We start from the raw sequence: 14,647 nt of genomic DNA on the forward strand, positions 1-14,647 counted from the left end.
TGATAGCAGGCGCTGGTAGCCTAAAGCACGTGCCTATCATCACGAAGAAATGTGAGCTAGATTCCGCCTACGTTAGCAGCGTGCTGGGTAGCGCGGACGATAACTTGCGCGTGCTCAATAACCGCCTGGATGCGGACCTTTTTGCCCGCGGCAATGTCGTTACTATCACCGGTCCCGATTATGAGGTAGCCCGCGCCGTCAAGATCCTCGACGAGCTCGAAGCCATCGCTCGCCGCGGCCACGCCGTATCCACCGATACGGTCAAGCACACCATGGACATGGTGGCGGTAGAGGCGCCGCAGTCGGTTTCGGCGGCGCTGGCGGCGGACATCGTCAAGCGCCGCGGCAAGGCTATTCGCCCGAAGACGGTGGGCCAGTCTGAATACGTGCAGGCCATCGACGATAATACAGTGGTCTTTGGTATCGGACCAGCCGGCTCCGGTAAGACCTACCTCGCGGTAGCCAAGGCGGTGCAGGCGCTGCAGACCAAGCAAGTCTCGCGCATCATCCTTACCCGCCCAGCCGTGGAGGCAGGGGAGAAGCTGGGCTTTTTGCCGGGCACGCTCAATGACAAGATTGACCCGTATCTGCGCCCGCTTTACGACGCCCTGCGGGACATGCTCGACCCAGAGATGATCCCAAAGCTCATGGAAGCTGGCATCATTGAGGTTGCCCCGCTGGCTTATATGCGCGGCCGCACGTTGAACGATGCCTTTGTCATACTTGACGAGGCCCAAAACACCACGCCCGCGCAGATGAAAATGTTCCTTACCCGTCTAGGTTTTGGCTCCAAGATCGTGGTCACCGGCGATGTCTCCCAGGTGGATCTCCCACATGGCCAGGTCTCCGGCCTGCGCATCGTCCGCCGCATCCTGCGCAACGTGGATGATATTCACTTCGCGGACTTGGGTTCCAAAGACGTGGTTCGCCACCAACTGGTGGGGCGCATTGTCAATGCGTATGAGACCTTTGATAATAAGAAAGCCGCAGAATACGAGGGAATGGAATGAGTATCGAGTTTCTCAATGAATCCGGCTTCGAAGGCGTCAATGAGGAGATGCTGATTGACGTCGCCTCTTTTGCTTTCGGCGCCATGGACATCAACCCCGATGCCGAGTGCACGATTACCTGTGTGGATTTGAAGACCATTGAGGATCTCCACGTGCGCTGGATGGATCTGGAGGGCCCCACCGATGTCATGAGCTTCCCCATGGATGAGCTCACCCCCGGTGCCATTGCTGGTGGCGGCCGTCCCGATGCCGCCGATCCAGGCCCAGCCATGTTGGGCGATATTGTGCTGTGCCCCGAATTTGCTTTGCGCCAAGCAGAAGCCGCCGGACACTCCCTGGGCCACGAGCTCGCCCTGCTCACCGTGCACGGCTGCCTGCACCTATTGGGCTATGACCACTCCACTCCGGCCGAGGAAAAGGAAATGTTCGGCCGCCAAAACGAGCTGCTCGCGGATTGGTATGACGATGTGGCCGAGCGCGGCGTTTCTTATCAGCCCAAGCCTTCTGGTCCGAAGGCTTTTCCCGACGCCGCTGAGCGCGCCAACCTGGACAAGCAGGTTCCTGGTGGGGGCATACCTGCGGTGGGGGAACCACAAGATCGCCCGGAAGAATAATTTTTCGGTTTCTTTTGTGGGCGCGTGCGCCGCGTAGCACAATGGACACTTATGACTATCCTTTCCATCCAGTCCCACGTCACCTACGGCCACGTTGGCAACTCCGCGGCCGTCTTCCCTCTGCAGCGCGCTGGCCACGAGGTTTGGCCGGTTCACACGGTGAATTTCTCCAACCACACTGGCTACGGTGACTGGGGCGGGCCGATGATTCCGGCCAGCGATGTCACCTCCATTATTGATGGCATTGAAAAGCGCGGTGCCTTCCCGCAGATCGACGCCATTCTTTCTGGCTACCAGGGCGGCGCCGACATTGCCGACGCCATCGTGGAAACCGTCCGCCGCATCAAGGCAGCTAACCCAAAGGCCCTCTACGCCTGTGATCCGGTGATGGGCAACGCTAAGTCTGGCTGCTTCGTTTCCGATGAGATCCCGCCACTGCTGCGCGATCGCGTCGTACCCGTTGCCGATATCATCACCCCCAATCAATTTGAGCTGGGCTACCTCACCGATTCCGAGGTCGGCACCCTTGATCAAACCCTCGCCGCGGTGAAGAAGGCTCAGGAAATCGGCCCAAAGACCGTTCTGGTTACTTCCGTTAAGCGTCCCGAAACCCCAGAGGACCAGATCGAGATGCTCGCCGTCGACGGCGAGCGCGCCTTCCTGGTATCCACGCCACTATTGCCGTTTAAGCGCAACGGCTCCGGCGACGTTACCGCCGCTTTGTTTACCGGCCACTACACCGAGACCAGCGACGTCAATGAGTCTCTGCGCCGCACTGCCTCTTCCGTCTACGACCTGCTAGAAAACACCTATGAGGCCGAGACTGCCGAGCTTCAGCTCATCCAGTCCCAGGATGTATTCGCACATCCGCGTATGCAGTTCCACGCGGAGGAGCTCTAAGTTCTAACGGTACCGCTTGTACTAGGCCAGTAGAACTCCAACCGAGCCGGGGAAGCTTTCCTCGCTCGGTTCTTTTGTTTTGCTCCGTTCATTTTCGAGGACTGCTCTTTGCGGTTTCCCGTTGACTTCAAGCCGGTCTCAAATACGAGACCATTCCTCCAGATTAGAGTTGTGATGTAATCCTAAATTTTCAGTAATATGGTCGTCGTCACATACTTCGGTTTGCGATAGGAGCTCCAATGTCTAGTACTGGTAGCATCAGTGCATCCCCCGACGGCCTTTTGATGGCCCTCATTCAGTACCCCGTCCCCGTGGTTAACACCCCAGAGGACGTCCAAGCCAGCGTGGATGAAATCTGCCGCATGGTTGCCTCCACCAAGGCGGGTTATCCAGATCTTGACCTCATTGTCTTCCCGGAATATTCTTCCTCCGGTCTCAATACCAAGATTTGGTCTTATGATGAATTCCTCATTGGTCTCGATGATCCCAAGGTAGATCAGTTCAAGCAGGCTTGTAAGGAAAATAACATTTGGGGCGTCTTCTCCATCATGGAGCCCAACCATGAGGAAGGAAAGCCGCCATTTAATACCGCGATCATCATCAACTCCGATGGCGAAATTGCGCTGCACTACCGCAAGCTCCAGCCATGGACTCCCATCGAGCCTTGGTATCCGGGCGATTTGGGTATGCCGGTTTGCGACGGCCCCAAGGGCTCCAAGCTTGCAGTGAATATCTGCCACGACGGTATGTTCCCTGAGCTGGCACGCGAAGCCGCATACAAGGGTGCCAATGTTTATATCCGAATTTCTGGTTACTCCACGCAGCCCCAGGATCAGTGGATCATGACCAATAAGACCAATGCCTTCCAGAACCTGATGTTTACCGCTTCGGTGAACCTGGCTGGCTATGACAACACCTTCTACTACTTCGGTGAAGGCAATATCTGCAATTACGATGGCCACATGATTTCTGAGGGGCACCGCAACCCGGGTGAAATCGTCACCGCCGAAATCTTCCCAGAATTGGCCGACAAGGCGCGCATCAATTGGGGCCTTGAAAACAACATCTTCAACCTGGGCAACCGCGGGTACGTTGGCTACCCCGGCGGCAAGACCGAAAACTATCTCACCTGGGTCGAGGACCTGGCCAAGGGCGAATACAAGCTCCCTTGGGCTGACGACGTCCGCATCAAGGACGGCTGGAAGTACTACCCAGACGGCCCGCAGCTTGGCCCGCTGCCGGACGAGTTTAAGTAAGCTTTACTAATCTAGCCGCAAGCCCTGCACCCGTTTCGACGGGCGCGGGGCTTTGACGTTGTTCAGCGTGCGGTCTTTTACCTGCTAATACTCTTAGCCTTCTACGGCACCTGTATCGGCAAAGGCTGGAGTATCTAACACAGCGTCATACTCTGGTGTGTACCCAGCATCTACGTCGCCATAGTCATTAAACGAATCTGAATCTGACGGTGGAAGGCCTCCATTGCACAGTTCAGCCCATTCCTCGGGGTACTTATACCGGCCGTCTAGACTGCCGCACACTCCTTCTGCACGTACAGATCGGCGATGAGCGGGGGTGTCGCATAGCTCTGTGGGCCTTTCCGTGCCGTCAGAAAATGTACCGATGATGGTCAGGTTTCCTGGATCGCAATACAGTAACTCCGGCTCCGCAGCCGCAGCCTCGGCCTGGGTTTCCGGCTCGGGAGCAACGCTATGTGCAGGTTTTTCAGCCACGCTCTCTTCGCTGCTGCTGGTAGCGGCAGAAGAGGCCGTACTCGAAGAACTGGTGGCGGTCGAAGAAGAGGTCGTCGAAGAGGTAGCGCTCGTCTCCGGTGATGTTTCAGAATCGGGCGAAGAGCACGCGGAGAGGAAGAGAGTGAGTGCAACGCCCACAAATAGGGCAGGGGACTTGCGGGGCATGAAGGGGCCTTTCGGAGAGTGAGCACGGTGTGTGCTGGGAAGAGAGGTTTCTTCACAGATTAGCGCTATGTCGTGTCACCGGTGCGATTTGACCGTGAACTAATCGGAGATCTTGACTCTGTGGGCTATTATTGCGGGTAATGAGTTCTGATTTTGATGCACAGTTTGATGCGGCATTCGAGGGTCTTCCGGAAGACCCTGATGATGCCGTGCCGGAAGACGCCGAGAATGCGGCCGCCCCGCTTGATTATTCGCAGTACACCGATACTCCTGAGGGATTCCGTTCCGGCTTCGTGTCCTTTGTCGGCCGCCCGAATACCGGTAAATCGACGCTGACTAATGCCCTGGTAGGCCAAAAGATTGCGATCACAGCCGACCAGCCGGAGACCACCCGCCACACCATCCGTGGCTTGGTACACCGCGAAGACGCCCAAGTTATCGTCGTGGATACGCCGGGCCTGCACCGCCCACGCACCCTGTTGGGCGAGCGCCTTAACGAGGTAGTCAAGGATACCTATGCCGATGTGGATGTTATCGGCTTGACCATTCCGGCCGATGAGAAAATCGGCCCGGGTGACCGCTGGATTTTGGAAAACGTGCGCTCCATTGCGCCGAAGACGCCGATTATCGGCATCGTCACCAAGCTGGATAAGGCCAGCAAGGACCAAGTAGGTGCCCAGCTTCTGGCCCTGCACGAGCTACTTACCCAAGATGATCCGAATGCGGTAGTCATTCCGGTGTCCTCCAAGGAAGGTGTGCAGCTCGATGAGCTCGTGCAGGTTATCGTGGATCACCTGCCAGAAGGCCCGAAGTTCTACCCGGATGATCACATCACTGATGAGGGCCAGGAAAAGCGCATCGAGGAACTCATTCGTGAGGCCGCATTATCCGGCTTGAAGGCGGAACTGCCGCACTCGGTGGCAGTACAAGTAGACGAGATGCTGCCATCGCGCACCCGCGAGGGGGTATTGGATATCCACGCCATTTTGTATTTGGAGCGGCCTGGCCAAAAGCGCATTATTGAGGGCAAGGATGGTTTGCGGTTCCGCCGCATTGTGGGCAATGCCCGCAAGGAAATAATTCAGCTGCTGGGCCAGAACGTCTACCTAGACTTGCGCATTAAAGTGTTGAAAAATTGGCAGTCTGACCCGAAGTCACTGGGCAGGCTCGGTTTCTAAGCAGATATGCGCGAGAACTATCGTGACCGCGCAGTGGTCATTCGAACCTACGATTTTGGCGAGGCCGATCGCGTCATTGTCCTGCTCACCCGCGATCACGGCCTTGTGCGCGCGGTGGCCAAGGGTGTGCGACGCGCCAAGTCGCGCTTTGGCTCGCGCCTGCAGCTCTTCGTCAACCTTGATGTCCAGCTGTATGTGGGCAAAAATCTAGCCACCATTTCCCAAGCGGATACGGTGGATTACTTTGGCGCGCGCCTCATCGAGGACTATGAGCGCTACACGGCAGCCTGCGCGGTGCTGGAGTCAGCCGAGCGCCTTGCGTTCGCCGACGCCGCCCATGACCCCTACCTCTACGAATCCGTTACCGCGACTTTGGGGCGGCTGCAAACCGCGGACCCAACCATGACGTTGGATGCCTTTTTGCTGCAGGCAATGGCGCATGCCGGTTGGGCGCCGAGCCTCTTTAACTGTGCCCAGTGCAACCGGCCAGGTCCACACCACGCCTTTCATCCGGCAGTTGGTGGGGCGGCGTGCCACGAATGCCGGCCTCCGGGTGCCGCGGAGGTGGATCCGGAGACCCTACATCACCTGTGGCTTTTAGAGCATAATTATCCGACGAATCCCACGAATGCCCAAAAGCAGGAGGGGCATCGCCTAGCGCGGGCGCACCTGCAGTGGCACATGGAGCGCAATGTTTCCGCATTGCAGGTTATGGAGCAGTAGAATATAGCCCGTGATTACGCCAGATCCGAACCGCACTTTGACCCCGCCGAATATCCCGGACGAGTTCATGCCTCGCCATATCGCGCTGGTCATGGACGGCAATGGCCGCTGGGCTCAAGAAAAAGGCATGAAGCGCACCGAGGGGCATAGGCGCGGCGAAGCCGTGCTTCTTGACGTCGTCGATGCCTGCCTTGCCGCCGGCGTTCCTTACCTTTCTGCCTACGCGTTCTCCACCGAGAATTGGCGCCGCAGCCCCGAGGAGGTCCGCTTCCTTATGGGCTTTAACCGCGATGTGCTGCGCCGCCAGCGTGAGTGGCTCAATGAGCGCGGCGTGCGCGTGGTGTGGGCTGGGCGCCGCCCGCGCCTATGGCGCTCAGTGATTAAGGAGCTTGAGGCTGCCCAAGAGCTGACCAAGGATAACACCAAGATGACCTTGGCCATGTGCGTGAACTACGGCGGTAGGGCAGAGCTGGTGGATGGTTTCCGGGACATCGCCAAGCAGGTTGCAGCCGGCGAGCTCAACCCGCGCGATATTAAGGAAGAAACCATCGCGCAGCATCTCTATGATCCGGGCATGCCGGATGTGGATCTCTTCCTGCGCCCGTCCGGGGAGAAGCGCACCTCGAACTTCCTGTTGTGGCAGTCCGCGTATGCGGAGATGATTTACCAGGATAAGCTCTTCCCAGATTTCACTCCCGAGGATCTCTTTGCGGCCATCGAGGAATACGCGCGGCGCGACCGCCGTTTCGGTGGCGTTAAGAAGTAAGGCGAAGCACCAAAGCGGTGTGCGTTAATATCTCAGGGAGGAAAATATTCTCGATTGACCAAGAAAAGTGGCGTGACGCGTTGCCACTGAGTGCCGCACAAGAAAACCCCAGGCTCTGGGGGAGAGACTGGGGCTAGGGGAGGAGCGGCTTCGCTAGGCGGAGTGAGGATGCTTAAGCGGAAGCGGCGCAGTCGCTGCAGATGCCGAAGACTTCGGCGTCGTGACCGGTGAGCTCGAAGCCGTAGTCCGCGGCCACGGAGGTTGCCCACTTTTCAATGGGCCCACCGTCGATCTCCTCGGTGCGGCCACACTTGGTGCACACCAAGTGGTGGTGATGGGCGTCGGTCTCGCAGTGGCGATAAAGGGTTTCGCCATTGGGCATGTGGAGTGCGTCCACTGCATCGATATCGGTCAGGGACTGCAGGGTGCGGTACACGGTTGTCAGGCCCACCTTTTCCTCGCGCTCCTGGAGCTCGTGATAGATCTCCTTGGCGGAGGCGAATTTCTCCATGTCCCGCAGCACTTCGACGACTGCGGTGCGCTGCTTGGTATTGCGCGCTCCTAGTTTGGGAATACTGTCGTGTAAAGCCATGACCATAATATTATCAATTCTTTTTCAACAACTGCATGCTCAGGCGGCTTTATATGCGCGGCGAAGGGGTGGGCTAGGAGGCGATCCTTGCGGCGTCGGCAAGCAAGTCCAAAACTCGTGGGGCAATGAGCGAGTAAGTTACCTCGCGGCCGCTGCGCTCGGAATCAACAATGCCCGCCTGCTTGAGCACGCGCAGGTGCTGGCTAATAAGCGGCTGGGACTTGCCGGTGGCCTTAACTAGCTCGTGCACGAAGTGATCGCGCTCGGCCAGGCGGGAGATGATGGCAATGCGTAGGGGCGAATCGAGGGCAGCGATCACGCCGGCGGCCGCAGAGCTATTAATCGCCGTATCAGTGGTCGTCATAGGGAATGTCACCTTCAATTAAATAACTATTACCTGTCGGGCACCCTTATATTACCCGATGTGTGCAATAGCTCGTATATATTTCAAATTAAATTCATGCCCCAATCCCACCGCAGGAGAGTGCTACGGGTTAGACTGAACGAGATTGTCAAGACTGTCCCCTACCAGAGGAGTCCGAAAACTTATGGCATCCGTCATCGATACCGTTGTAAACCTGTGTAAGCGCCGCGGCTTGGTCTACCAGGCAGGTGAAATTTACGGCGGTTCCCGCTCCGCGTGGGACTACGGCCCTCTTGGTGTAGAGCTCAAGGAAAACATCAAGCGCCAGTGGTGGCGCCACATGGTCCAGTCCCGCGCGGACGTTGTGGGTGTAGATACCTCCGTCATCCAGCCGCGCCAGGTCTGGGTATCCTCCGGCCACGTTGAAGTTTTCTCTGACCCGCTGGTGGAATCCCGCCACACTGGTAAGCGCTACCGCGCCGACCACCTCATTGAAGCTTATGAGGAAAAGCACGGCCACGAGCCGGAAAACGGCCTGGCAGATATCAATGACCCGGAAACCGGCCAGCCGGGCGACTGGACCGAGCCGAAGGCATTCTCTGGCCTGCTCAAGACCTTCTTGGGCCCAGTAGACGACGAGCAGGGCCTGCACTACCTGCGCCCGGAGACCGCACAGGGCATCTTCGTTAACTTCAAGAACGTGATGACCTCCTCGCGCATGAAGCCGCCGTTTGGTATTGCGAATATTGGCAAGTCCTTCCGCAATGAAATTACCCCGGGCAACTTCATCTTCCGCACCCGCGAGTTCGAGCAGATGGAGATGGAGTTCTTCGTTAAGCCGGGCGAGGATGAAGAGTGGCACCAGTACTGGATCGATGACCGCTACAACTGGTACGTCGACCTCGGCATCAAGGAAGAAAACCTGCGCCTATACGAGCACCCGAAGGAAAAGCTCTCCCACTACTCCAAGCGCACCGTGGACGTTGAGTACGCCTTTGGCTTCAAGGGCTCCAAGTGGGGCGAGCTGGAAGGCGTGGCCAACCGCACGGACTATGACCTGTCCGTACACGCCAAGGGCTCGGGCGAGGACCTGTCCTACTACGACCAGGCCAATGACGAGCGCTGGATCCCGTACGTCATCGAGCCGGCCGCCGGCCTGGGCCGCTCCATGATGGCCTTCCTGGTTGATGCCTACGATGAGGAAGAAGCTCCCAACGCCAAGGGCGGCACTGATAAGCGCGTGGTTCTGCGCCTGGACCGCCGCCTGGCGCCGATCAAGGTAGCCGTACTTCCGCTGTCGAAGAAGGAAGAACTTTCTGAGCCTGCCCGCAAGCTGGCCGATAAGCTGCGCGCTCACTGGAACGTGGACTTCGATGTCTCCGGTGCCATCGGCCGCCGCTACCGCCGCCAGGATGAGATCGGTACCCCGTTCTGCGTCACCTTCGACTTCGACACCCTCGATGATGACGCCGTGACCGTGCGCGAGCGCGACACCATGGAGCAGGAGCGCGTGAAGCTCGATGACCTCGAGGCCTACCTCGCTGCTCGCCTGATTGGGTGCTAAGGATGCATTACACCAGCTGGGATCGCTCTGACCGCGCAAAACCCGTGCTCTTGGCCGAGGATGGCCCGGAGCAGTTGGGCGTATTCTCGGAGCATTCCGCGGAGGTGGACGGCCACTTCTGGCGCACTGAGGTCAGCGATCTAGGCGCCTCTGCCACGCTTGCCGACGGCTCCATCTACCGCCTCGCCGGCCGCCCCGGCCGCGATAAGTGCCTAGAGGCATCGCTCAACGGCCGCACTTTTCACTTCATCAATGAAAACAGCGGCGACTGGATCATCGATGATGTCGATGATGAAAAGGTAGGGCAGTTCTCCGCGCGAAACTCCGGCGTGCGCAAGTCCATCCTCGAATTCGAGCACGATGCCGAAGGCCTGACCACCGCCGAGATTGCCGGTTTGAGCTGGTTTACTCGCGTCATCCTGGACGCTAACACCCAAGGCAAAGCCTGGGCTTGGATCATTACCTTGGTCCTAGCATCCATTGTTGCCATCTTCGCGCTTTTCATCTTCTAATGACTGTGCAGTGGGCTTGGCGCGCGGACGTGCTCACCAACGCCGCAGGGGAGCAACTGGCTTCCGTGCGCGATGGTGAGCTCACCACCGCGGGAGGAGAGCACCTTTCCCTAGAATCCTCGCTGGATTCCTCCTCCCCGCGCTTTTTCCTGCGCGCGCAGACCGCGGCGGGCGCGGGCGAGGAATTCGCGGTCTCCCAGGCCGGGATTACCGTCACCCGCCTGCGTGCGGTCTGCGGGGAGCGCGAGTACCTGCTGGAGCGACGCAATCCATTCCGCCGCGAGCGCCGCATCGTGGCCCGCGGCACCGGCGTCGAGGTCGCGCACACCGCGCCGGCCGGCGCGGGCCTGCGCGTGAGCGTGGGCGAACTGCCCGAGCTAGACGCCATTTTCTTGAGCTACGCCTGCGCGCTTCTCGACGCCACCCCGCGCACCCTGCGCACCTAGTTCGGCGCAATCAACGAAGGCGCCGCCCACGGAGTGAGGCGGGGTGGGCGTTGCGCTGTTAGAAGGAGCCGCCGCGGAAGCCGCCTCCGCCACCGCCGCCGAAGTCTCCGCCGCCAAAGCTGCCTCCACCGAAGCCGCCGCCTCCGAAACCACCGCCGAAGCCGCGGCCGCCGCCGAGCATCTGGCCAAGGACCATGCCAGTGACGATATTGCCGGCCGCATTGCCCATCTGCTGCCGCTGCTGGCGGCGACGGTGCTCGTCGATGTCATTCTTGGCGCGCTGCAGCGCCGCCTGGGCGGCGGCCACCGCTTCGCGGGAGGACTGCAGCGCGGCGCGAATATCGCTGCGCTCAGTGTGGAGGGCTTGGGCGTGGAGACGTTTGGCGTCGGCAAGCGCGGTGCGTGCTCCCGAGCCGATGATGCGTCCGCGGGAGGAAATGAGGTCCTCCGCGGCCTGAATATTGGATTCCGCCACGGAAATCTGCTGGCGGAAGAGATCCAGCTGGCGCGCGTGGGTGGAGGTCTTTTCCCGCACGCGGTCGAGCGCCTCATCCAGCTGAGTATCGATCGAGGTCAGCGCGGTGTGCTGGCCCAGCGGATCCTGCTGGCCTTGGGCTTTGGCCTCAGTGACTGCGGTACCGGCCCGACCGAGCAGTTCCTCCAGCGCGTTCCAATCCGCTGTGGTTCCCTGGGCCTTTCCTTGGCGCTCGAGTTCGCGGGCCTCGTCGATTTCGCCTTCGACCTCGGCAATGAGGGACTCGAGGTTAGCGCGAGCCGTGGCGATATTCTCCTCGGCGTTTTCCACGCCGGTCAGCAGGCGATCCGTCATCGCGCAGGCATGTTCAATATCGCGGATGAGCCCTACCAGCGGGCCCTGTTGCCCGGCCGGCTGGGCTTGGACTCCGCGGGCCTTTTCTAGCAGCTTTTCTGCCTCAGCAAGCGAAGCAGCGGCAAGCTCCGGGTTATCGGCAATGGAGGACAAAACGTGCTCATCATAGTTATCCTTCAATCCGGCCAGCGTGGATTCGGCCTCCGGTAGGCGGGCGCGCAGGCCCACGGTGCGCTGGGTGAGCTCGTCCAGTTTCTCATCGGAGTGGATAAGTAGGTCGCGCATCTGGGCAAATTCTGCGGCCTGCGCGTCTAAGGCATCATCGGCCTGTCCGCATGAGGAGACGATTTGCACGAGCATCTGGCGGCGTTCGGCTGGGGACTCCGGAACGGCATCATCCAGGCGTTGGCGTAGGTGGAAGGCCTTTTGCAGGGTAGAAGTGGAGTGATTCATTGCCTTGGTAAACGGGCGCACGCGCTCCGGGCCAAACTCCGAAAGCGCGATATTGAGCTCCTCCTTGCCACGGCGAATGGACTCATCAGTAGAGACCAGCTCTTCCTGCGCCAGCTGGTCCAAGGTCTCAAGCGGCAGGCGGTTGAGTTGATCGGTATCGCCCGGGGCGATTTCGCGGGCTGACTCAAGCGTCTGCGCACTATTCTTCTTAGTGCTGCGGCGCGAGTAATACATGATGCCGCCGCCGGCGGCGACGATGGCGGCCGCGCCGCCACCTAGCCACGCTATGCCGGAAGAATCGGAGGAGTTGGAGGAGCTGGAGTTGCCTAGGGCGGCGTCGGCAAGCGCGAGGGCGGAAGCACCGTACTCATCGCCGGTCAGCTTGTCATAGGCGGCGTCATACATCTGATCGAGCCGGCCATTGGGCCAATCCTTGCCGGTCTGCACGCCCATTTTGCGGTCGTTAATGGAGAGCGCATAGACCGCGGAGTTCGGCCCCTTATCCTTGACTGCTTGGTTGGCAAAGCTTTCCGGATCGGTGCCCAAGTCATTGGTGATATAAACAAAAAGCGTTAGGTGCTCGTTCTTTTGCAGCTGGCCAATCTTTTCTCTCAGCTCGGCCTTTTCTTGGGTGCTTAAAACGCCCGCGTCATCGGTAACCTTCTCCGTGAGGGGGGCCGTACCGGTGCCCTGCGCCACGGTGGTGGTTTCAGCGGCGAAGGCAGACCCCGCACCGATGGAGGTGCAGCCCAAAATGAAAGCGGCGATGGCCGCGCGGCCCAAACGTGCACTCAAATTCATGCCCACCACTTTACCGGTTCCGTTTCGCCCTCCGGCGGGTAGTGTAATGGGGCAGTGAAGTACGTAATTGTTTTAGGAACCGCCCAATATGACGGCCGGCCCTCCCGCATCCTTGCCGGACGCCTGCGCCATGCCGGTGAGCTAGCCACGGCCGAGGGACTGGAAGTCATTACCGTGGGTGGCAAGCTACCCGGAGATAGGTTTACCGAGGCCGGCGTCGGCCGCACCTTTCTGCGCGAGCACTTCCCGCACCTGACCGTCCACGCGGTGGAGGAGGGGATGGATACCCGCAGCTCCCTGGAAGCGGTCAAGGAAGCCTTCGCGCTTTCCGACGACACCATCATCACCGATCCCCTCCACCGCCCGCGCACCGCACTCATCGCCCGCCAAGAAGGGCTAAAAGCCACCGTGTCCGGCACGCCGTATTACCCGGCCGCACGCTTTTCTAAACCCTGGTGGCGCTACCTTGCCCACGAAACCGGTGGCGTGGCCTATGCATTAGTGGCCGGAGTGCTGCCTCCGCGCGGTGCCGCCGCACTGCGCAATGGTTTCTACCGCGTGGAGCGGGTGCTGCGCCCGAATCAAAAGCTGCGGCATCAGACGATTGAACAGGAAGACGACCGCACTTAGGCCACGTTGCTCACCCAAAAGACCAGTTCGCGGAATAAACTTGGGGCGTGTCCTATTCTTATTCCGCCGCCGACTTCGCCCGCCTGGCCGATGAAAAGCCGAAGGGATCAGCCTTCTATAGCGTGGAAGAACATCGCGGCGTCTTTGCCCGTGACCGCGCCCGTGTGCTGCACTCGGCAGCCCTGCGGCGCCTGGCCGATAAAACTCAGGTCGTCGGCCCGCGCGATGGCGACACCCCGCGCACCCGCCTGACCCACTCGCTAGAGGTGGGCCAAATTGCGCGCAGCATCGGTGCTGGACTCGGACTCGATCCTGACCTATGCGATATGGCAGGGCTTACCCATGACATCGGCCACCCGCCCTATGGGCACAATGGCGAAAACGCGCTCAATGAGGTGGCCCTCAATGGTTTCGAGGGCAACGCGCAGACCCTGCGCATCCTCACCCGCCTCGAACCGAAGGTCATCGTGGACGATGCCCACGGCCAGCCGCAAAGCTATGGCCTCAACCTCACCCGTGCCGCCCTCGACGGTGCGTGCAAATACCCCTGGACTATGACCAATCCCGATGGCAGCACCAACCGGAAATACGGTGCCTACGATGAGGACGCGCACTTACTGGAGTGGCTGCGCGAGGGCCATAGCGATAATCGCAAATGCATCGAAGCCCAGGTCATGGACTGGTCCGATGATATCGCCTACTCCGTGCATGACGTGGAAGATGGCATCATTTCTCGGCGCATCTCCCTCAATGTCCTATGGGACCTCGTCGAGCTAGCCCAGCTGGCGGAAAAGGGCGCTAAGGCCTTTGGAGGCACCGCCGATGAGCTCCTGGAAGCGGCCGATAGCCTGCGTAACTTAAGCGTCATCAATGCCATCGGCGATTTTGACTACTCCTTGCGCGACTATGCCAACTTGAAGAAGATGACCTCTGAGCTCGTGGGCCGCTATGTAGGTGCCACTATCGGCGCTACCAGCGAGGCCAATGCCGAGCTCATCGCCTCCGATACCCTTGGTCGCATGCACGGTGACCTCGTCGTGCCTAAGCAGGCCGAGGCCGAGGTCAAGCTGCTTAAAACCATCGCGGTCCTCTACGTCATGGACGAGCCCGCCCACCTAGCCCGCCAAGACCGCCAGCGCGAGCGCATCTACCGTGTCTACGATTACCTCGTGGCTGGCGCCCCCGGCTCTTTGGATGCCACCTTCCGGCTGTGGTGGGAACAGGCCGATTCTGATGCCGCCCGCGACCGTGCCATCATCGACCAAATTGCGTCCATGACCGAGTCCCGTCTCGAGCGCCTAGCCCGCCGCAGTGCGGAGCTATCTGGGTTTTTGAGTTAGCTGCTCACG

16 protein-coding genes are annotated in these 14,647 nt (G+C 59.7%); 12 read left to right on the forward strand and 4 right to left on the reverse strand.

Features of this window, described 5'->3' with window-relative positions; all coding sequences use genetic code 11:
- The first annotated feature begins 29 nt into the window (after positions 1-29).
- The 4 genes from L8V22_RS05930 to L8V22_RS05945 all read left to right on the forward strand — a co-directional run bounded on the left by L8V22_RS05930 (position 30) and on the right by L8V22_RS05945 (position 3,780).
- Entirely contained in the window at positions 30-1,010 is a 981-nt protein-coding gene (locus L8V22_RS05930) for a PhoH family protein (protein WP_238801469.1), read from the forward strand.
- Positions 1,007-1,624 (forward strand): rRNA maturation RNase YbeY, encoded by a 618-nt coding sequence (gene ybeY, locus L8V22_RS05935; RefSeq protein WP_238801470.1) that lies wholly within the window; start codon positions 1,007-1,009, stop codon positions 1,622-1,624. Before L8V22_RS05930 ends, ybeY begins: the two co-directional genes overlap by 4 nt.
- Positions 1,625-1,675: 51 nt before the next feature.
- The gene (gene pdxY / locus L8V22_RS05940; RefSeq protein WP_238801471.1) at positions 1,676-2,524 is read left to right on the forward strand and encodes a pyridoxal kinase PdxY; all 849 of its coding nucleotides are present in this window, start codon (positions 1,676-1,678) and stop codon (positions 2,522-2,524) included.
- Between the two features lie 239 nt (positions 2,525-2,763).
- The gene (locus L8V22_RS05945) at positions 2,764-3,780 is read left to right on the forward strand and encodes a formamidase (protein ID WP_238801472.1); all 1,017 of its coding nucleotides are present in this window, start codon (positions 2,764-2,766) and stop codon (positions 3,778-3,780) included.
- Positions 3,781-3,873: 93 nt separating this feature from the next.
- On the opposite strand, the gene L8V22_RS05950 is transcribed toward L8V22_RS05945, so the two are convergent.
- Positions 3,874-4,440, reverse strand: coding sequence for a hypothetical protein (locus L8V22_RS05950; protein WP_238801473.1), 567 nt, complete (start codon positions 4,438-4,440; stop codon positions 3,874-3,876).
- A 140-nt stretch (positions 4,441-4,580) separates the two neighbouring features.
- On the opposite strand from L8V22_RS05950, the gene era reads away from it, so the two are divergent.
- Genes era through L8V22_RS05965 form a run of 3 tightly spaced genes read left to right on the forward strand, consistent with a single transcriptional unit; the run spans position 4,581 to position 7,107 of the window.
- Complete coding sequence (gene era / locus L8V22_RS05955; RefSeq protein ID WP_238801474.1) at positions 4,581-5,618, forward strand: GTPase Era; 1,038 nt, start codon at positions 4,581-4,583, stop codon at positions 5,616-5,618.
- Positions 5,619-5,624: 6 nt separating this feature from the next.
- A complete protein-coding gene (recO, locus tag L8V22_RS05960) occupies positions 5,625-6,341 on the forward strand; it encodes a DNA repair protein RecO (RefSeq protein ID WP_238801475.1) in 717 nt (238 codons plus the stop codon).
- A 10-nt stretch (positions 6,342-6,351) separates the two neighbouring features.
- Complete coding sequence (locus tag L8V22_RS05965; protein ID WP_200288787.1) at positions 6,352-7,107, forward strand: isoprenyl transferase; 756 nt, start codon at positions 6,352-6,354, stop codon at positions 7,105-7,107.
- Positions 7,108-7,279: 172 nt separating this feature from the next.
- Here the strand turns inward: L8V22_RS05965 and L8V22_RS05970 are convergent, their stop codons facing one another.
- Both L8V22_RS05970 and L8V22_RS05975 read right to left on the reverse strand, forming a co-directional pair.
- Entirely contained in the window at positions 7,280-7,705 is a 426-nt protein-coding gene (locus L8V22_RS05970) for a Fur family transcriptional regulator (protein ID WP_420839967.1), read from the reverse strand.
- A 67-nt stretch (positions 7,706-7,772) separates the two neighbouring features.
- Positions 7,773-8,063, reverse strand: a complete 291-nt coding sequence (locus L8V22_RS05975; protein ID WP_238801477.1) for an ArsR/SmtB family transcription factor — start codon at positions 8,061-8,063, stop codon at positions 7,773-7,775.
- Between the two features lie 184 nt (positions 8,064-8,247).
- On the opposite strand from L8V22_RS05975, the gene L8V22_RS05980 reads away from it, so the two are divergent.
- The 3 genes from L8V22_RS05980 to L8V22_RS05990 are packed head-to-tail and all read left to right on the forward strand — an operon-like array spanning position 8,248 to position 10,585.
- Positions 8,248-9,627 carry a glycine--tRNA ligase gene (locus tag L8V22_RS05980; protein ID WP_238801478.1) on the forward strand — a complete coding sequence of 460 codons (1,380 nt, stop codon included), beginning with the start codon at positions 8,248-8,250 and terminating at the stop codon, positions 9,625-9,627.
- Positions 9,628-9,629: 2 nt separating this feature from the next.
- Positions 9,630-10,139 (forward strand): hypothetical protein, encoded by a 510-nt coding sequence (locus tag L8V22_RS05985; protein WP_238801479.1) that lies wholly within the window; start codon positions 9,630-9,632, stop codon positions 10,137-10,139.
- Positions 10,139-10,585 (forward strand): hypothetical protein, encoded by a 447-nt coding sequence (locus tag L8V22_RS05990; protein ID WP_238801480.1) that lies wholly within the window; start codon positions 10,139-10,141, stop codon positions 10,583-10,585. Before L8V22_RS05985 ends, L8V22_RS05990 begins: the two co-directional genes overlap by 1 nt.
- Positions 10,586-10,643: 58 nt before the next feature.
- Here the strand turns inward: L8V22_RS05990 and L8V22_RS05995 are convergent, their stop codons facing one another.
- The gene (locus tag L8V22_RS05995) at positions 10,644-12,668 is read right to left on the reverse strand and encodes a TPM domain-containing protein (protein ID WP_238801481.1); all 2,025 of its coding nucleotides are present in this window, start codon (positions 12,666-12,668) and stop codon (positions 10,644-10,646) included.
- A gap of 54 nt (positions 12,669-12,722) precedes the next feature.
- On the opposite strand from L8V22_RS05995, the gene L8V22_RS06000 reads away from it, so the two are divergent.
- Both L8V22_RS06000 and L8V22_RS06005 read left to right on the forward strand, forming a co-directional pair.
- Complete coding sequence (locus L8V22_RS06000; protein ID WP_238801482.1) at positions 12,723-13,298, forward strand: YdcF family protein; 576 nt, start codon at positions 12,723-12,725, stop codon at positions 13,296-13,298.
- A gap of 47 nt (positions 13,299-13,345) precedes the next feature.
- Entirely contained in the window at positions 13,346-14,638 is a 1,293-nt protein-coding gene (locus L8V22_RS06005; protein WP_238801483.1) for a deoxyguanosinetriphosphate triphosphohydrolase, read from the forward strand.
- Positions 14,639-14,647 lie beyond the last annotated feature (9 nt).

Source organism: Corynebacterium yonathiae (assembly GCF_027570195.1).
Taxonomy (GTDB): domain Bacteria; phylum Actinomycetota; class Actinomycetes; order Mycobacteriales; family Mycobacteriaceae; genus Corynebacterium; species Corynebacterium yonathiae.